Source organism: Rossellomorea aquimaris (assembly GCF_003315075.1).
Taxonomy (GTDB): Bacteria; Bacillota; Bacilli; order Bacillales; family Bacillaceae_B; genus Rossellomorea; species Rossellomorea aquimaris_C.
This window is the reverse complement of the sequence record NZ_QNRJ01000031.1, coordinates 12,183-31,129: the sequence shown is the minus strand read 5'-3', so window position 1 is coordinate 31,129 and position 18,947 is coordinate 12,183. Positions and strand designations below refer to the sequence as shown.

The 18,947-nt window shown below is 41.7% G+C and carries 18 protein-coding genes and 1 tRNA gene; 16 read left to right on the top strand and 3 right to left on the bottom strand.

Annotated elements, in window-relative coordinates:
* Positions 1-18: 18 nt before the first annotated feature.
* The 5 genes from DET59_RS20420 (at position 19) to tsaD (ending at position 2,885) form a co-directional block, all read left to right on the top strand.
* Positions 19-95, top strand: a tRNA-Asp gene (locus tag DET59_RS20420).
* 167 nt (positions 96-262) lie between these two features.
* Positions 263-718, top strand: a complete 456-nt coding sequence (tsaE, locus tag DET59_RS20415; RefSeq protein WP_113971441.1) for a tRNA (adenosine(37)-N6)-threonylcarbamoyltransferase complex ATPase subunit type 1 TsaE — start codon at positions 263-265, stop codon at positions 716-718.
* Entirely contained in the window at positions 715-1,413 is a 699-nt protein-coding gene (gene tsaB / locus DET59_RS20410) for a tRNA (adenosine(37)-N6)-threonylcarbamoyltransferase complex dimerization subunit type 1 TsaB (RefSeq protein WP_113971440.1), read from the top strand. The genes tsaE and tsaB overlap by 4 nt, the downstream gene beginning before the upstream one ends.
* A 21-nt stretch (positions 1,414-1,434) precedes the next feature.
* Entirely contained in the window at positions 1,435-1,872 is a 438-nt protein-coding gene (gene rimI, locus DET59_RS20405) for a ribosomal protein S18-alanine N-acetyltransferase (RefSeq protein WP_113971439.1), read from the top strand.
* Entirely contained in the window at positions 1,869-2,885 is a 1,017-nt protein-coding gene (tsaD, locus tag DET59_RS20400) for a tRNA (adenosine(37)-N6)-threonylcarbamoyltransferase complex transferase subunit TsaD (protein ID WP_113971442.1), read from the top strand. Before rimI ends, tsaD begins: the two co-directional genes overlap by 4 nt.
* Before the next feature lie 337 nt (positions 2,886-3,222).
* Here the strand turns inward: tsaD and DET59_RS20395 are convergent, their stop codons facing one another.
* The gene (locus tag DET59_RS20395; protein ID WP_113971438.1) at positions 3,223-5,169 is read right to left on the bottom strand and encodes an ABC-F family ATP-binding cassette domain-containing protein; all 1,947 of its coding nucleotides are present in this window, start codon (positions 5,167-5,169) and stop codon (positions 3,223-3,225) included.
* 189 nt (positions 5,170-5,358) lie between these two features.
* On the opposite strand from DET59_RS20395, the gene DET59_RS20390 reads away from it, so the two are divergent.
* Genes DET59_RS20390 through tatC form a run of 3 tightly spaced genes read left to right on the top strand, consistent with a single transcriptional unit; the run spans position 5,359 to position 7,050 of the window.
* Entirely contained in the window at positions 5,359-6,036 is a 678-nt protein-coding gene (locus DET59_RS20390) for a redox-sensing transcriptional repressor Rex (RefSeq protein WP_113971437.1), read from the top strand.
* Positions 6,037-6,090: 54 nt separating this feature from the next.
* On the top strand, positions 6,091-6,261 hold the full coding sequence (locus DET59_RS20385; RefSeq protein ID WP_044340658.1) for a twin-arginine translocase TatA/TatE family subunit: 171 nt from the start codon (positions 6,091-6,093) through the stop codon (positions 6,259-6,261).
* A gap of 15 nt (positions 6,262-6,276) precedes the next feature.
* A complete protein-coding gene (gene tatC / locus DET59_RS20380; RefSeq protein ID WP_113971436.1) occupies positions 6,277-7,050 on the top strand; it encodes a twin-arginine translocase subunit TatC in 774 nt (257 codons plus the stop codon).
* Positions 7,051-7,065: 15 nt separating this feature from the next.
* On the opposite strand, the gene DET59_RS20375 is transcribed toward tatC, so the two are convergent.
* Positions 7,066-7,272, bottom strand: a complete 207-nt coding sequence (locus DET59_RS20375; protein WP_113971435.1) for a YdiK family protein — start codon at positions 7,270-7,272, stop codon at positions 7,066-7,068.
* The gene (locus DET59_RS20370) at positions 7,269-8,012 is read right to left on the bottom strand and encodes a CPBP family intramembrane glutamic endopeptidase (protein ID WP_113971434.1); all 744 of its coding nucleotides are present in this window, start codon (positions 8,010-8,012) and stop codon (positions 7,269-7,271) included. Before DET59_RS20370 ends, DET59_RS20375 begins: the two co-directional genes overlap by 4 nt.
* Positions 8,013-8,301: 289 nt before the next feature.
* On the opposite strand from DET59_RS20370, the gene groES reads away from it, so the two are divergent.
* The 8 genes from groES to nadE all read left to right on the top strand — a co-directional run bounded on the left by groES (position 8,302) and on the right by nadE (position 18,746).
* Positions 8,302-8,589 (top strand): co-chaperone GroES, encoded by a 288-nt coding sequence (gene groES / locus DET59_RS20365; RefSeq protein ID WP_034766060.1) that lies wholly within the window; start codon positions 8,302-8,304, stop codon positions 8,587-8,589.
* Positions 8,590-8,643: 54 nt separating this feature from the next.
* Positions 8,644-10,278: a chaperonin GroEL gene (groL, locus tag DET59_RS20360; protein ID WP_034766062.1), complete on the top strand. Its 1,635-nt coding sequence runs from the start codon at positions 8,644-8,646 to the stop codon at positions 10,276-10,278.
* A 203-nt stretch (positions 10,279-10,481) separates the two neighbouring features.
* Positions 10,482-10,634, top strand: a complete 153-nt coding sequence (locus DET59_RS21810; protein ID WP_181778261.1) for a hypothetical protein — start codon at positions 10,482-10,484, stop codon at positions 10,632-10,634.
* Positions 10,635-10,698: 64 nt separating this feature from the next.
* Positions 10,699-11,892, top strand: a complete 1,194-nt coding sequence (locus DET59_RS20355) for an alanyl-tRNA editing protein (RefSeq protein WP_113971433.1) — start codon at positions 10,699-10,701, stop codon at positions 11,890-11,892.
* Positions 11,893-12,309: 417 nt separating this feature from the next.
* Positions 12,310-13,710, top strand: a complete 1,401-nt coding sequence (locus tag DET59_RS20350; RefSeq protein WP_113971432.1) for a fibronectin type III domain-containing protein — start codon at positions 12,310-12,312, stop codon at positions 13,708-13,710.
* A gap of 15 nt (positions 13,711-13,725) precedes the next feature.
* Positions 13,726-16,257: a right-handed parallel beta-helix repeat-containing protein gene (locus DET59_RS20345; protein ID WP_181778260.1), complete on the top strand. Its 2,532-nt coding sequence runs from the start codon at positions 13,726-13,728 to the stop codon at positions 16,255-16,257.
* 122 nt (positions 16,258-16,379) lie between these two features.
* Positions 16,380-17,849, top strand: a complete 1,470-nt coding sequence (locus tag DET59_RS20340; protein WP_113971430.1) for a nicotinate phosphoribosyltransferase — start codon at positions 16,380-16,382, stop codon at positions 17,847-17,849.
* Between the two features lie 69 nt (positions 17,850-17,918).
* Entirely contained in the window at positions 17,919-18,746 is an 828-nt protein-coding gene (nadE, locus tag DET59_RS20335; RefSeq protein ID WP_113971429.1) for an ammonia-dependent NAD(+) synthetase, read from the top strand.
* The last annotated feature ends 201 nt before the right edge of the window (positions 18,747-18,947 follow it).

Below are 18,947 nucleotides of genomic sequence, written 5' to 3'. Positions count from 1 at the left end.
CTAACGCGAAAAAACTTTGGTCCGGTAGTTCAGTTGGTTAGAATGCCTGCCTGTCACGCAGGAGGTCGCGGGTTCGAGTCCCGTCCGGACCGCCATTATTGTTTATTCAAACGAAACTTTGTTTCGTTTTTTTTATTGTCTGTGACCACAACCTTTACTCTCATACCCGAAAAAGGGTAAACTACATATATACATTCTCCCTTAGGGTAACAAACGATCCTAAGGGATTTTTATACTCTAAATGACGATTGAGGAGATTAACATGAATCAGTTTGAGATCATAACGACCAGTCCGGAGGAAACTGGCCAGTTTGCAGAGAAATTGGCAGCTCACTTGAAGCCTGGAGCTGTGTTAACATTAGAAGGTGATCTTGGGGCGGGAAAAACGACTTTTACCAAAGGTCTTGCCAAAGGCCTTGGTGTCACGAAGACGGTTAACAGTCCCACCTTTACCATCATTAAAGAATATAGGGGTCGTTTGCCTCTTTATCATATGGATGTATACAGGTTGGATGATTCCTTTGAAGATCTGGGATTCGACGAATACTTTGAAGGGGAAGGTGTGACCGTCGTTGAGTGGGCTCACTTAATTCAAGATCAACTTCCGGAAGAATTATTAAGTCTATCGATTTACCGGGAGGGCGATTCCACGAGAAGAATCGTGTTGAAGCCCTATGGTAATCGATATAGTGAATTGTGTAAGGAGATTGTGTCATGACGATATTATCGATTGATACCTCCAATTATCCGTTAGGCGTCTCGCTTATCGAGGAAGACAAAGTAATTGGGGAGTACATTACGTATATTAAGAAGAATCATTCAGTTAGAGCCATGCCGGCTATCGAACAATTGTTAAAGGATTGCGGGATTGAGGCGAAAGACTTAACGAAGGTTGTCGTTGCAAATGGTCCGGGTTCCTACACAGGTGTCCGGATAGGGGTGACCTTGGCGAAGACCCTTGCATGGTCTCTCGGCATCCCCCTTATCCCAGTATCAAGTCTTGCGACACTGGCTTCCTCTGGACGATATTTTACAGGATATATTGTTCCCTTGTTCGATGCAAGAAGGGGACAGGTATACACGGGACTTTATGAGTTTCAGGGAGATCAATTAATATGTGTAGAAGATGATTGCAATATTCTGCTGGAAGAATGGGTGACGAAGTTAAAAGATATTAATAAAGATATACTCTTTGTCGGTAATGATGTTGTTCTTCACGAGAGCATGATTAAGGAAGTCCTGGGAGATCAGGCAAAAATCGCTCCTTTTGTCAGTCATAATCCGCGTCCCTCTGAGCTTGCTTTTATTGGTAGTGGACTGAAAGAGACTTCGGCGCATGAAGTGCTCCCTAATTATATACGGATGGCTGAAGCAGAAGTGAAATGGTTGGAATCTCAAAAAAAATCTGAATAGAAGATAAGGGATCGTTAGAATATGGATATACGATTTATGACGGTTGATGATTTAGATGCTGTAATGGAAATTGAAGATCAATCTTTTAGCATTCCTTGGAGCCGGGACGCTTTCTTGAATGAGATCGAACATAACCACCTGTCTACGTATCTCGTTGCCGAGGATGAAGACAAGCTTGCAGGATACTGTGGGGTGTGGCTTGTAGTGGATGAGGCTCATATCACCAATGTGGCTGTGCTCCCGGATTATCGGGGGCGGGGCTTGGGAGAAGGCCTCATGCGCAAGATCATGGGTATTGCGATTGAATTTGGAGCTCGTGTGATGACCCTCGAAGTCAGGGTATCCAATACAGCTGCACAACATTTATATCGAAAGCTCGGGTTTCAAGATGGAGGAATCCGTAAGCGGTATTATTCCGATAATCAAGAGGATGCTTTAGTAATGTGGGTGAATTTATGAAAAACGATATGTTTGTATTGGGAATTGAGACAAGCTGTGATGAAACAGCTGTTGCAATTGTGAAAAATGGAACAGAGATTGTGGCGAACATTGTTTCGTCTCAGATTGAAAGTCATAAGCGGTTCGGTGGAGTCGTCCCTGAAATTGCTTCACGTCATCATGTGGAGCAGGTTACGTTTGTGCTGGAGGAAGCTCTGGAACAAGCTGGTATGACAATGGACGAAATTGATTGTGTAGCCGTGACGGAAGGACCCGGTTTGGTGGGAGCCCTTCTGATTGGTGTCAATGCTGCCAAGGCACTCGCGTTTGCTCATAACAAACCTTTGGTAGGTGTCCATCACATTGCAGGACATATTTATGCAAATCGATTGGTGAAAGAGATGAGGTTTCCCCTGCTTTCATTAGTTGTTTCCGGTGGCCATACAGAGATAGTGTTCATGAAAGAGCACGGTTCGTTTCAAGTGATCGGCGAGACCCGGGATGATGCAGCCGGTGAAGCCTATGATAAAGTGGCCCGGACCTTGAGTCTTCCGTATCCTGGGGGACCCCATATCGATCGGTTGGCTCATGAAGGGGAACCTAATCTTGATTTGCCCCGTGCCTGGCTGGAAGAGGGTTCTTATGATTTTAGCTTCAGTGGATTGAAGTCGGCGGTTATTAACACGCTACACAATGCGAAGCAAAAAGGAGTAACCATTCATCCACAGGACTTGGCAGCGAGCTTTCAAGCCAGTGTGATTGATGTGTTAGTGACCAAAACCGTTAAAGCGGTAAAGGAATATGGAGTGGAACAAGTACTGCTTGCTGGTGGAGTTGCCGCCAATAAAGGCTTGCGTGCTGCCCTTCAAGAAGCATTCGAAGGGGTGGAAGCGGAGTTGGTCATCCCTCCGTTATCTCTTTGTACGGACAATGCTGCTATGATATCAGCTGCTGGAACGGTCTTATTCCAACAAGGAAAAAGAGGGAGCATGGATATGAATGCTCATCCTGGACTTGATATCGAGAACTTCTAAAAGGGAAAGCTTAAACGAAACTTCGTTTAAGCTTTTTTTATTATATCCAGTGATTGTTGATATCTTGTGAGTGAATGAGAGTGAAAAGGAACGAACATACGTTTTATCAACAGACTGTGGATAAAATGTTAGTAACTATATAAATGATGTGTACACTTTGTGAAAAAGATCTAGTGTTAATGACCTATTTTTTGGAAGTTTATGTGGATAACTTAAGTTATAATTGTGGATTATGTGGAAAACCTCTGTTAATAACGGGTGAACGGGATTTGGATTGTGGATAATGATGTGGAATAAAAAAGGATTGGGGTCCTAGAGTTATCCCCAATCCTGTGGATTACTGTTCTTCTTGAAGAATCTCCTCAAGTTCTGTCCATTCTTCCAATAGAGAATCAAGCTCTTCTTTTGCTTTTGTGAGGGAGTCATTGATGTCCTGTACCTTTTCATGATCTTGAAAGACATCAGGGTCACAGAGAAGATCCTCTTTTTCCTGGATGTCTTCTTCAAGAGCTTCCATAAGTCCTTCGATTTCTTCTACTCTGCGTTTTCGTTGACGCTCAAGCTTCTTCGACTCTTTATCGATCTTATGGGACTGTTTTTGAGTTGTCACCTGTGAAGACACTGGTTCTCCTTGTTCCATCCGCTCGAGGGCAGCCAGTTCTTCCTGCTGTTGTAATTTCTCTACATAATAATCGTAATCGCCAAGGTATTCGGTCGATCCCTTTTTGGACAGTTCTACAACCTTTGTGGCAATTCGATTGATGAAATAACGGTCGTGTGATACAAAGAGAATCGTCCCAGGGTAGTCAATCAAGGCATTCTCCAGCACTTCTTTGCTGTCTAAATCCAGATGGTTCGTCGGCTCATCCAGGATCAAGACATTCCCTTTTTCCATCATGAGCTTGGAAAGTGCCAAACGTGCCTTTTCTCCACCACTCAGTGTGGAAACAGGCTTTAAGACATCTTCCCCTGAGAATAAGAAGTTTCCAAGTACAGTGCGGATTTCTTTTTCCATTTTCATTGGGTATTCGTCCCACAGTTCATTTAAGACGGTCTTATTGGAAGATAGTTCGGCTTGTTCTTGATCATAATAACTAATCGAAACATTTGATCCGAATTTAAATGCTCCTTCTAGAGGGAGCAGTTTATTGACCAATGTTTTCAACAGAGTCGATTTCCCGATTCCGTTTGGACCTACAAGGGCGATACTGTCTCCCTTTTTAACAGAGAAGTCGATATGAGAGGAAACCTGTTCGTCTATTCCATATCCGATGGTAAGGTCTTGGACGTGAAGAACATCATTCCCACTTGGACGATCAATTTGAAAAGCAAAGTTGGCAGATTTCTCATCTCCCAGGGGTCTATCCATCTTGTCCATTCGTTCCAGCTTTTTCCGTCGGCTTTGGGCCATCTTAGTTGTTGAAGCACGGGCGATATTCCGTTGAATGAAGTCTTCGAGTTTAGCGACCTCCTGTTGCTGGCGTTCGAACATCTTGAGATCCTTTTCGTAGTCTTCTGCTTTCTGTTCAAGGTATTTACTGTAGTTACCCAAGTATTTTTTGCTTCGATTACGGGAAATCTCATACACTTGATTGACGACGCTATCCAGGAAGTATCGGTCATGGGAAACAATCAGGACGGCTCCTTCATAGCTTTGAAGGTATGTCTCAAGCCACGATAAAGTCTCAATATCAAGATGGTTGGTCGGCTCATCGAGAATGAGAATGTCAGGTCTGGTTAAGAGAAGTTTACCAAGAGCGAGACGGGTTTTCTGGCCACCGCTCAAAGTGGATATCTTTGTATCGTAATTGAAATCTGCGAAATTCAAGCCGTGAAGGACAGAGCGGATATCGGCTTCATATTGGTAACCTCCGGAATCCTTGAATCTGACCTGAAGCCCATCGTATTCTTTTAATACGCGCTGATAAAGCTCTTCTTGATCATACACCGAAGGATCGGCCATCTGTTGCTCCAATATTCTTAATTGCTTTTCCTGCCTCTGCAATTCCTCGAAGACGGTCAGCATTTCCGACCAAATGGAAAGGTCAGACTCCAAGCCGGTATTCTGAGCCAGGTATCCAATGGTAACCCCTTTTGGTTTCGTGATGTCTCCGGAATCATAGGAGAGATGTCCTGCAATTATTTTTAAAAGAGTCGACTTTCCTGCTCCGTTGCGTCCAACGAGGGCCACCCGATCTCTTGTCTGTATTTCAAGCTTAATATTTGATAGGATATTATCGGCACCAAAGTTTTTCGTTAGTTGATTCACTTGTAGTAGAATCATGACGTTTCACCTCTATTTCATAGTGCTAGTGTACCGTATTTAGGAGGGGAACGGCAATAAATCGACTATTAATCTTCGTGCACTTAGGATAAAATATAGTGTATGATGGGTAGTAGAGTTTTAAATTCTGTATGCTTTCTATTTTGGAAGCGGTATCAGAGGTTTTGAATAGATGTGGGGGAATACAATATGAACCAGGATACAACGAAAATTCCACAGGCAACGGCTAAGCGCCTTCCGCTATATTATCGCTTTATCAAGAATCTGTACTCGTCGGGAAAGCAGAGGGTTTCATCGAAAGAATTGAGTGAAGCGGTGAAGGTTGATTCTGCCACGATACGCAGAGATTTTTCTTATTTTGGCGCGTTGGGTAAAAAGGGTTATGGATATAATGTCAATTACCTTCTATCCTTTTTTCGTAAGACATTGGATCAAGATGCCATTACGAAGGTTGTGCTGATAGGAGTAGGGAATCTCGGTACAGCGTTTCTTCATTATAATTTCATAAAAAATAATAATACTAAGATTGAAATGGCTTTTGAAGTGGATGAAAAGAAGGTTGGGACACAAATCAGCGATGTACCCGTTTATCATTTAGATGATTTAGAAGAGGGTCTTCTGGGGCATGATATTGAAGTGGCCATTCTGACCGTTCCGGCATCTTCTGCTCAGAATATCACAGACCGATTGGTTTCTTCTAATATTAAGGGAATCCTGAATTTCACTCCTGCGAGATTGACGGTGCCGGACCATATTCGAGTCCATCATATTGATTTGGCAGTTGAGCTTCAATCACTGGTATACTTCTTAAAGCATTATTCAGAGGATGACACGGAAATGTCACAAGATGGAATCATATCCGAATAGAAAATGATTCGTATTTACGTTATGATAGAATGGTAAAAGAGGAGGTGTCTCATTATGTTAGGTGCAGGTAGTATCGTACTTATAACGGTTGTTGCTTTACTGATCTTTGGACCAAAGAAATTGCCTGAGTTAGGGAAAGCAGCCGGTAATACATTACGCGAATTTAAAAATGCAACAAAGGGCTTAGCAGATGATGAGGACGATAATAGTAAAAAAGCTAAGTAGGGTAGGATGAACGCCATGAGTCAAAGTCAAAGAGACATGACAGTCTATGAACATATAGGAGAATTGCAAAAACGACTCATGTTTGTAGTCGTTTTCTTCTTGTTAGCGGTAATCGTGAGCTTTTTTCTTGCGGAGCCGTTGATTCGATATTTGCAGCACGCGGATGAAGCGAAAGAATTGACGATGAACGCCTTTCGGATTACAGACCCTCTCAAAATCTATATGGAAATGATCATGTTTATTGCGATCATCATGACATCACCTCTTATCCTATTTCAAGTGTGGTCATTCATAAGTCCAGGCTTATATGAGAGAGAGAGGAAGGTAACGCTTAGTTACATACCGATTTCTGTCATTCTTTTCTTAGGTGGATTGTCATTTTCATATTTTATTTTGTTTCCATATGTTGTGAAATTCATGATGGGCTTATCAACCAATCTGAATATCCAGCAAGTGATTGGAATTAATGAATACTTTCATTTCCTGTTTCAAATAACCATTCCATTTGGATTTCTCTTTCAACTGCCGGTTATTATGCTGTTTCTGACACGCCTTGGGATTATCACCCCGATGCTGCTGGCGCAAATGAGAAAAGTGGCGTATTTCATACTGTTGGTCATTGCAGCCTTCATTACACCACCGGACATCGTCTCGCATTTAATGGTGACCGTTCCTTTGCTTCTTCTTTATGAAATCAGTATTTGGATTTCTAAAATCGGGTATAAAAAGGTTTTAGAAGCAGAACAAAAGCTTGAAATGGAACAGTTCGAGGATATAAATAAGGATTGATCATTTGATCAATCCTTATTTTTTATTCTCTATTTTCTTTTTGATTTTGAAATGCAGCAATACCATCCGCAACCCGGAACCAAAATCAAGGGTTGCCAGAAAGACAAGCATATAAGCGAAAAATCCCCAACCATCATCCTGTACATTTTGCACAGCAAAGTATGTGAAGAGCACACCGAGAAGGAGATAGATCACGCCTGAGAATAATGGTGATCTCCTCATAGAAATAATCCTCCAATAAATCCTTGTATTTGTTCAGCTTCGTTGATCATTTTTTCAATTTCATCCTTATAAATAGATTGCATTAGAACGACCGTTGTATTCATGGCCACGTGAGCAAATATTGGCACAAGGATCCGCTTTGTTTTTACATAAAGAAAGGCGAAGGTGAATCCCATTGCTGAATACAGGATCACATGTTCCGGCTCGAAATGCGCAAGAGCGAAGATGACCGAACTGATGAGAGAGGCAAAGAAGAAGTGCATCTTCTCGTAAAGCACGCCGAAAATGATCTTCCTGAATACGATCTCTTCCAGAATGGGTCCGATGATGGCAACGACCAGTATGGATAAGGGAACCTTTTTAATGATGCCGATAATCATCTGGGTATTTTCAGAACCCATTTGAATTCCTAATGCATATTCGACTTGTATCGCCACCGATTGAGCGATGAACGCCATGAAAATCCCGAGAACCGCCCAAACAATCGAACGGCCGGTATCCATGGGAGCACTTCGTTCAAGCCGGGTGCTGGTTTCGCTTTTTCTGAGGATGCCTCCCACAATGAGAAGGGTCAGCGAGAAGCTGATGACGAGCCAGTATCCGGGGACAAGGCTCTGTAACGTCTCATCGGGTAACCCGATGACGTCGACACCGATCTTATATAAAAGGGGTACCCCGACAATGCTTGAAAGCTGCATGACGATATAGGCAATTAAAATAAATCCGAAATGTTTTTTCAACGTTTGATCTCCTTTAGCACCTGTAAGATAACGGTCAAGTTACTCCTGTACAATTCTACTAAGAAAAGCGGAACTGTTCAAATCTAAGGGCTTCAGTTACCCTGGAATATATGGGGAAAGAAAGGCATAGGATAGGAGGGTGTGAAAAAAAGAGAAATATGACGAAAAAATTTTAAGCAGGACTCTTGCAAAATGAAAACGAATTAATTAATATAATAGTTGTGTTAGCACTCACGGTGAGCGAGTGCTAATAAATATCATTTACATAATTTCAAGGAGGTTGTTTCACTTGTTAAAACCACTAGGTGATCGCGTCGTTATCGAGCTAGTTGAGTCAGAAGAAAAAACAGCAAGCGGTATTGTGCTACCGGATTCCGCAAAGGAAAAGCCACAAGAAGGTAAAGTGATGGCTGTAGGTACTGGTCGCATTCTTGACAACGGTGAGCGCGTTGCTCTTGAGGTAGCTGTCGGCGATCGAATCATTTTCTCTAAATACGCTGGTACAGAAGTGAAATACCAAGGCACAGAATACCTGATCCTTCGTGATAGCGATATTCTGGCTGTAGTTGGCGAATAATCAAACTTCGTATATAAAACAATACTTTATTTAAATAAGAGGAGGACTTTATCAATGGCTAAAGATATTAAATTCAGCGAAGAAGCACGCCGTTCCATGCTTCGCGGTGTCGATCAATTAGCAAATGCAGTAAAAGTAACTCTTGGACCAAAAGGACGTAACGTGGTACTTGAGAAAAAATTCGGTTCACCACTTATTACAAATGACGGTGTAACCATTGCAAAAGAAATCGAACTCGAAGATGCATTCGAAAACATGGGTGCAAAACTGGTTGCTGAAGTAGCAAGCAAAACAAACGAAATCGCCGGTGACGGTACAACGACTGCAACGGTCCTTGCTCAAGCGATGATCCGTGAAGGTCTTAAAAACGTAACGGCGGGTGCTAACCCTGTCGGTGTCCGTAAAGGGATCGAAAAAGCGGTTCAAGCGGCTATCGAAGAATTAAAAGTGATCTCTAAGCCAATCGAAGGCAAAGATTCCATCGCTCAGGTTGCGGCAATCTCAGCTGCTGACGAAGAAGTGGGTCAACTGATCGCAGAAGCAATGGAGCGCGTTGGAAACGACGGTGTTATCACGATCGAAGAATCAAAAGGTTTCACAACAGAACTTGATGTTGTAGAAGGAATGCAATTTGACCGTGGATATGCATCTCCATACATGGTGACTGATTCTGATAAGATGGAAGCCGTTCTTGAAAATCCATACATCTTAATCACTGACAAGAAAATCGGCAACATCCAGGAAGTACTTCCTGTTCTTGAGCAAGTCGTACAACAAGGTAAGCCACTATTAATGGTAGCGGAAGATGTTGAAGGTGAAGCACTTGCAACGCTTGTTGTGAACAAACTTCGCGGAACATTCAACGCTGTTGCTGTTAAAGCTCCTGGCTTCGGTGACCGTCGTAAAGCAATGCTTGAAGACTTAGCGGTACTTACAGGTGGAGAAGTGATCACAGAGGATCTAGGACTGGACCTTAAATCTGCGAACATCACTCAACTTGGCCGCGCAGCGAAAGTAGTCGTAACGAAAGAAAACACGACTGTCGTAGAAGGTTCTGGAGATCCGGAAAAAATCGCAGCTCGCGTAAACCAAATCCGTGCTCAATTAGAAGAATCTACTTCTGAGTTCGACAAGGAAAAATTACAAGAGCGCCTTGCTAAGCTTGCAGGTGGAGTAGCAGTTGTGAAAGTCGGAGCTGCAACTGAAACTGAGCTTAAAGAGCGTAAACTACGCATCGAAGACGCATTGAACTCTACTCGTGCAGCAGTGGAAGAAGGTATCGTTTCCGGTGGTGGTACGGCACTTGTGAACGTATACAACAAAGTAGCATCAATCGAAGCGGATGCAGATGTAGCAACTGGTATCAACATCGTGCTACGCGCTCTTGAAGAGCCGATCCGTCAAATCGCTCACAACGCCGGACTCGAAGGTTCTATCATCGTAGAACGTCTGAAGAAGGAAGAAGTAGGTGTCGGATTCAACGCAGCTACTGGTGAGTGGGTCAACATGATCGAAAAAGGTATCGTAGATCCAACCAAAGTAACTCGTTCTGCACTTCAAAACGCAGCGTCTGTAGCGGCAATGTTCCTGACTACTGAGGCAGTAGTAGCGGACATTCCTGAAGAAGGCGGCGGCATGCCGGATATGTCTGGTATGGGCGGCATGGGTGGAATGGGCGGCATGATGTAATCATCATCCCCGATTCCTGGATCTATCCAGATAAAAGTGGTCATTCCTTATGGAGTGACCACTTTTTTGCGTTTAGAGAGAGTTGAGGAGTTTAACAATGCAAAAATAGGTAAAAAGTATGATAAAAAGACATCCATACTATAACTATTTACGTATACTCCATGTGACTTCTACTTTCTAACTAAACAAAAGCAGGTGATAACTTGAATTATTCAACCATGAAATTAAGAATGCTGGTAGAACGGGTCATTGTAGGAGACGAACGCGCAAAGGAAGAATTCGAAAGGCGATGGGGAATCCCCTGGGAACAAGTAGGGACAGTACCGATATCCATTGATAAGAACCAAAGGGACTGAAATGGTTCTATCCAACCCTCTTATGATAAAGTATGGATACAACAGTTCAGAAAGAGGGTTACTGATGACAGTCAAACAATACTATCAAGACGCCTATATGAAAACCTTTCAAACATCCATTCAGGATCAACGGCAGGATGATTCAGGCTGGTACGTCGTATTAGAGCAAACGGCTTTCTACCCAACAGGCGGTGGCCAGCCCCATGATACGGGAACATTAAAGGACATGCGGATTACCAATGTTGAAGAAGTGAACGGAGAGATCCGTCATTACATAGAAGAGCCTTTCGGGGATATCTCAGGAATCTTTGAGGGACGGATTGATTGGGAGCGTCGCTTTGACCATATGCAGCAGCACGCCGGTCAGCATATCCTGTCTGCCGCATTTGCGGAAACATTAGGATATGAGACGATCAGCTTTCACCTCGGGAAAGAGTTCCTCACCATCGACTTAAACGTTAGTGACATTAGCAACTCAGATGCTCTGAAAGCAGAGGAACTGGCCAACCGGATCATTAGGGAAGCGAAGCCGATTGAGACGAAGTGGGTGGCGGAAGCGGAACTATTCGAATATCCGCTTCGAAAGCAGCCTTCAGTCACAGACGAGATTCGCCTCGTCATCATCCCGGACTTCGATTACAACGGATGCGGCGGGACCCATCCACGTTCCACGAGCGAAGTAGGGTCAATCAAGATCCTTGATTGGGAAAAGCATAAAGGCCATATTCGATTGCAGTTTGTATGCGGGGACCGGGTACTGAATCAATTACACCGTAAGCATGGACTCCTGAAAGAGCTCACAGGTGTGCTGCAGGCGCCGGAAGAAAATATGGTACCGACCATCGAGAGAATGCTCACCAAGCAAAAAGAACAAGAAAAAGCATTAGAAGGGTTGAAAGAGGTTCTCTTAACGTATGAAGCAGAAGGCTTACTTAGGGAGGGAACTTCACAAGAAGGCTATACATTAATCAAAAAAGCTTACTCGGACCGCTCCATCCAAGAGCTTCAAAAAATCGCACAGCATATCGTCGCTAAGAGAGAAGAAACGATTGTGTTATTGGTTGTACAAAATGATCAAAAGCTTCAGCTCGTAGCGGCGAAGGGTTCCTCACCGAGCGCCAACCTACGAGAGGTCGCGCAAAAGGTCTTCCCGTTGATCAACGGGAAAGGTGGAGGGAAGGAGTCGTTCGTTCAAGGTGGGGGAGAAGCTGCTATGAGTAGGGAAGAGCTTCTTGAAACATTGGTGAAACAACTTTAGAAGTCTTATGTTACGGAGATTTTTAAATTATGGGGGTACATTGATTTGGATTTAGAAAGAAAATGATTTGAACTTTTGTGATTTAAAGGTTATTTCCCTTGTTATTATGCAAAAAACCTTGGTGAGGACTGAATGAAGGATGTTTTCGAATGAGGTCTCATGATTCTAAAACAAACGTTAGATTAAACCAAATGTAAAAAAAGAATTTTTCTTACCGCTATGGATAGTCTAATAGCGGTTTTTTTCATTCCCGAATCGACCAAGAGTATATTTCCACAATATAATCACATCCTTACTAAATGTGCATAAAATAAAGCATGTCCAACTATTACTTTTTTACTATTTTCAGAGAAAATGAATAATGGATACTTGATAAGCAAATGTAAATTTATGAAATATACTAAGGAGGCTGTGTAGATGGCAGTCAACGAATCAAGTAAAAATGGAAAGATCGTCATTAATGACATGGATATTGTTGTTTATGATGACAGTGGAATTCAAACGCAAATTGATCAACATCAATCCAGATTGAATGAACTTGATCAAAAGAAGCATACTCATTCAAATAAAGCTACTTTAGATAAAATTGAACAAACGGGTTCTGAGTCTTCCATAGATTTAAGTAAACTCTCAACCCATGAAACTGCAATTAATGATTTAACCACGTTACGTCATTCCCACTCTAATAAACCCACTCTCGATCGATTGGGGATCTCCTCATCAAAAAAACTTACCATTGACGGTGAAGAACAAGTGAATACCGAATACACCCATCCTGAATCACATCCGGCAAGTATGATAACTGAAGATGAAGGGCATCGATTTGTGACGGATGTTGAAAAGGTTTATTGGAATTCGAAAGCTGATGCGGATCATAGTCATAGCCTGTCTGATCTCTTGGATATTGAACTGACCCCTAATCAATTAACGGATGGGGATATATTGGTTTATTCCCAGGATAAGTGGACAACCGGTAAACAAAATGTTGGTGGAGGTTCTTTGAGATTAGAAGACTATTCTATAGACGAGCCTATTCGTTACGTCATTCCACTGGACGTCATTGAACTTCAAGCGATTAATAGTACGAAAAATTCCATCACACTCACTTGGAAACCCAACTTCAGGACGAAAGATTCTTTAGAATATCTAGTATTTGTAGGAGAAACTCTGGTAGGTACTACAACAGAAACATCATTCGAGATTACCCAACTAACGAGTTCCACCGAATATTCATTCAGAGTCGTTACGAGAAATGGAAATAGCCAGGAATCCAATGGAAGAACGATCGTTTCTAAGACTCAAGGTGATGTAGTTTTATCTTTAAGAGGAGGAAGCGACTATGTGGAAACACCTAAAATCACCTTTGACGCTATGGAAATACAATGTTCCCTCAATCCCAAAGTCAATTCCTGGAGTAACTATTTAATAGAGGGAGCAACATCAGGAGTTCAAATTTATACCCAGCACAATGGTGCCAGCTATCGCCGCTCCGGGTGCGGACTATATGTAAATGGAAGGTATGAAGCGAGTACAAGTTATGCAGTGATTCCTTCCGGACAATTCGTAACCGTTCGGATTGAAGGGGTAAATGAGACTGGAATTACTGATCGTTTTAACTTATTCGCAAGTAAAAATAACACGACAACTATGCAGGGGTTATTATATCGCGTTAGACTTTATGCTAGAAACGGGCGGGGAGATTTAATCCTTAAATCTGATTTTGATTTTACCAATGAATCCACCAATAATTATGTAACAGATATACTAAATAATTCACCTGCTCTAATCATACATGGAAGTTCTTTTATTGAGAATTAAATAGGGGGGATAATGTTGGATGGTAGAATAAAAAAATTAATAGATGAAGAAGGGACGCTCGCTTTTCCTATAACGGTAGCAGATTCTGTATTCATTAATAAAGATCAGAACCTTGCAGAGAAATTATTCTCAGAAAGATATGGGCATGGAACGTATGTAATCGATCTAGAGCATTGGGGGATTCAAAAAGGGTTGCCACAGAAGCCCTATTCTGAAGAAGATTATCATAGAGCTTATAACAATATTAAAGGCATTAACCGGGCATTAAAATATGCAAATGGTAAAGAATATACACTCGTAATGTTACCGAGGGGTGAATATTCAATTTGCTACCCTTTGTCTATTAACTTAGTAGATAACATTACGTTTAATCTAAACGGTTCAACCTTAAAGGTGATGTATGATTCCGACAACAAATCTCCATATGATGAACGAACTTCTGGAGCGATACATTTGTTTGCCGGAGTATCCTTTAAGTTTCACCAGGTAAAGAATGCCCATTTAACCAACGGGAAAATAATAGGCGATATGTATGAACGCAGTTTCAATGATCCGAGTGAAAAATATGTAGAACACACATATGGAGTATCCTTTACGTATGGAGCTTCTTATTGTTCTTTGAGTCACTGCGACATAAGTGGGTATGCCGGGGACAATGTCAATTTCACTTCAGTTGGATGGATTCGAGGAAGTATCCCGGGTACTCCGGTCCTTGGGGACATCGATGGAAGTGGGGTAGTCATTCCATCGAATAATAGCATCATTACGGATTATGTTCCTATACCTGATGGTGATTATAGTGTGATTTCTCTTTCAGGACAGGGTTATTCAAGGCAAACCAGCTTAAACAATAAAGAATTCAATGTAGCATTTTATGCAGAGGATAATACATTTATCGGCAGGACCACCAATATGCGTGTTCTATTCCCCATCTCGATCCCTAAAAGAGCAAAGAAAATCAAATTCATCTTTAGAAATGAATCCGATTCTGGCAGGAACCTGAACATTTTCACAAACTTTGGAGGGATGCCTGCACATAATGTGGTGGAATTCAATGAAATTTATGATGGTCACCGTGGCGGAATCACAATGGGCGGTTCGTATTGCATAATTAAAAATAATCGTATTCGTGATAATGGTAAATTTAATACGAATTTTTTAGATGGTGCTCCGCAATTTCCTGATTCTACAAAGTATGCGATTAACCAGGAAGATTCATATGGTGATAACAGCATTATTAGAGATAATCTGATCACTGGGGGCTTTCATGGAATTCTAACCAGAGGTTACTCAGTTTTTATTGAAAATAATGTTATTACGAATATGGGCGGCTACGGCATTGTAGTATACGATCAAGAGTTTACTTCTATTAGAGGAAATTATATGCGTAGAGCAGGCGTATTATTATTCGGGGCAGGAGGTCAAAAGAATCCTTTTGTAAGTATCACGAATAATTACATTGAAGGTAGTTTTAATGTGGAAAATACCGGTTATAACACCGTTGTATCAAATAATTTCTTTAAAAATGGCATTGGTTCTTTAGGGAATGCTATATATAAGGATAATATAGTGAAATTGGTAGTAGGGGGTACGATTGTAAAGTCTGCAAACAAAATCACTGACTGTATCTTCTATGCCGATCCTAATGACCAATTTCAACCAGAAGTTCATTTTTCTAATGACTTTGTGAACTGTCAATTTGAAAACTTATTAGTTACACTTAATACAGGAGTCCCAAGTAATATTTTCATCAAGGATTGTGAATTTACTGTTTGTAGATTTCGGACCCTCCAGCATTTTCATTCTGTGAAATTTGAATCCTGTCGATTTGTTGATTCCCTTCTTCAATCCACTTGCATCAATAGTGAGAAAAGAAAAAATGATATGATCTTTAATCACTGTCATTTTGAATCGACTAAAATGCCGTACTTCTTTCAAGCAATGTCCAACATTTCAGAGGGTGTAAAGGTAGTCTTTAATGAGTGCCAATTTGTGATAAATAATAGTAGTATTGAATCGTTATTCGATAATAACTATATAACGGATTCAATCATCGCATCAGTGATTTCCAATAACATTGAATATAAAGGAGACACACCAATCACCATCCCTTATTTTAAAAGTGACAAAGAGGTGTGGGAAGCTTATATTGCTAACAATAAAACTTATAATATAATCCTGACTCTATCGAATTTAGTGAGATATAAATTATTTAACCCTGCAACTCATTCGGTCAATTCTCCTTCATCGGGTATTTATTCAAGAGGGGAAATCATTTATAATGCTATGCCTGTAGCTGGAGGGAATTTAGGTTGGATATGTATTCAATCAGGGCAAGTAAACACCAATGCATGGAGTCCGAATACTTCCTATTCTCTAAACGATCTCATCAATGCGAGTGGATTTGTCTATAAATGTACCGTTGCCGGGACTTCAGGCCAATCACCTCCTACTCACTCAAGTGGAAGTGCAGTTGATGGCACAGTTCAATGGGAATATATGAAGCCTTTAGCAGTGTTTAAAGAGTTTGGTGTTATACAAGATTAGAGAACTGACCCATGTCAGTTCTTTTTTTGACCCAAATCATTCGATATCCCACCCAAAATTGGTTAAAATAGAAAAGACTCACCACGTTCGACAAATGGCTTCAGCTTAAAGGAGAGAAATACATGACGCACTATGCGGATGATAGTTTAGCTTTACATACAGATTTGTATCAGATTAATATGACGAAGGCGTATTGGGATGATGATTTCCATAATCGAAAGGCTGTTTTTGAAGTGTTCTTTCGAAAGCTGCCTTTTGGTAATGGATATGCGGTGTTTGCCGGGCTTGAACGGATCATTGAATATGTGAAAAAGTTTCATTTCTCTGAGAGTGATATTGAGTATTTAAGGGAATTGGGTTATGAAGAGGAGTTCCTTCAGTATTTAGGGGACCTTCGATTTACGGGGACGATCCGTTCGATGCAGGAAGGGGAGATTGCGTTCGGGAATGTTCCTCTTATCCGGGTCGAGGCTCCCCTGGCCCAAGCTCAGTTACTGGAGACGGCGATCTTAAATATCGTGAACTATCAAACCCTGATTGCGACGAAGGCGAATCGAATTAAGCAAGTGGTCCAGGATGAAGTTGTGATGGAGTTTGGGACGAGACGGGCCCATGAACTGGATGCGGCTATTTGGGGGACGCGTGCGGCGTATATTGGCGGCTTTGATGCGACTAGTAATGTTCGGGCGGGTAAGTTATTTGGGATGCCGGTATCAGGCACCCATGCCCATTCAATGGTTCAGGCTTATCAGGATGATTATCTGGCCTTCCATAAATACGCTGAGAGCCATAAGGACTGTGTGTTTTTAGTGGATACTTACGACACATTGAAATCAGGTGTACCCACGGCCATCCAGGTAGCAAAAGAACTTGGCGACCGGATTCATTTCAAGGGTATTCGTTTGGACAGCGGTGATATGGCTTACTTATCCAAGAAAGCCCGTAAAATGCTTGATGAAGCAGGTTTTACCGAAACCAAGATCATTGCGTCAAATGATCTGGATGAATATACGATTCTGAATTTAAAAGCCCAAGGAGCCCGGATTGATGTGTGGGGTGTGGGGACGAAGCTGATAACAGCATACGATCAGCCTGCACTAGGAGCCGTATATAAACTCGCTTCCATTGAAAACGAATCGGGGGAAATGGAAGATACGATTAAAATATCCAGTAATGCTGAGAAAGTCTCAACACCTGGACTTAAAAAGGTTTATCGGATCATCAATACGGTTAATCATAAATCAGAAGGGGAATATATTGCCTTGGAGCATGAAAATCCTCAAAATGAAAGCCGACTGAAAATGTTTCACCCTGTGCATACCTATATTAGTAAATTCATCACCAACTTTGAAGCGAGAGAGCTTCACGAGGATATTTTTAAAGACGGGGAGTTGGTTTATACATCTCCATCATTAGAATCAATGAGGTCCTTTGTGAATGAAAACCTCGACCTGCTGTGGGACGAGTATAAACGTTCCATGAACCCAGAAGGATATCCCGTGGATTTAAGTGAAGAATGCTGGACGAACAAAATGAATCTGATTCAAAAGGTTAAGGCAGATGTAAAAGAGAAATTCAACAAAACGATGTAGTCCCTATAAAAGATGGGTAAATTAATCAGATCGAGGAATTATGATAAAACCTAAATGGAGTGTGAAAACATGGATTCTCTTCAAAAACAAATTGTAGAAGAAATGATGGTAACCCCGGAAATCAACCCGCAGGAAGAAATACGCCGCAGTATTGATTTTATGAAATCGTACTTGAAAAAGCATTCATTTTTGAAAAGCTTGGTCCTTGGCATTTCAGGTGGTCAGGATTCCACTTTATTAGGAAAACTTGCACAGATGGCTATCAACGAGATGAACGAGGAATCCGGTTCAGCGGATTATGCTTTTTACGCCGTGAGACTTCCCTACGGTGAGCAGGGAGATGCCGAGGACGCCATTGATGCAGTGGAATTCATTGACCCGACCGTATCGATGACGGTGAATGTCCAGCCTGCAGTCGATGCCAGCGTCGAAGCTTTGAAGAAAAGCGGCATCGAGCTTTCCGACTTTGTCAAAGGAAACGAAAAGGCACGTGAACGGATGAAAGTTCAATTCGCCATTGCTGCCATGAAGGATGGTATTGTACTGGGTACCGATCATTCTGCTGAAGCGGTTACGGGCTTTTATACGAAGTACGGTGATGGAGCGGCTGATATCGTTCCCCTTTTCCGTCTGAACAAACGACAAGGGAAGAAGCTCTTAATGGAACTTGGCTGTCCGGAACACTTGTACAATAAGAAACCAACGGCAGACCTTGAGGAAGACCGTCCGCAAATTCCGGATGAAGAGGCACTTGGTGTCACTTATGATCAGTTGGACGATTATCTGGAAGGAAAAGAAGTGCCTCTTGAAGCAAAGAAAGCAATTGAAGGTCATTACCTGAAAACACAGCATAAACGTCATCTGCCTGTAACGGTGTTTGATGATTTTTGGAAATAAGAATGGAACGAAGCCAACTCTCAGCATGCGGGGGTTGGCTTTTTAATTTGACTACGTATTTTGACAATCGACAGAAACGGACGGTAACAGAACCATGGGTACTTATATCCTACCAAATCCCTAAAATTTCTATATTATTTTTCCATTTTATAGAGGATTTTCGACATATTAAACGAAAGTAGTAATAGTTAAGGACGATAT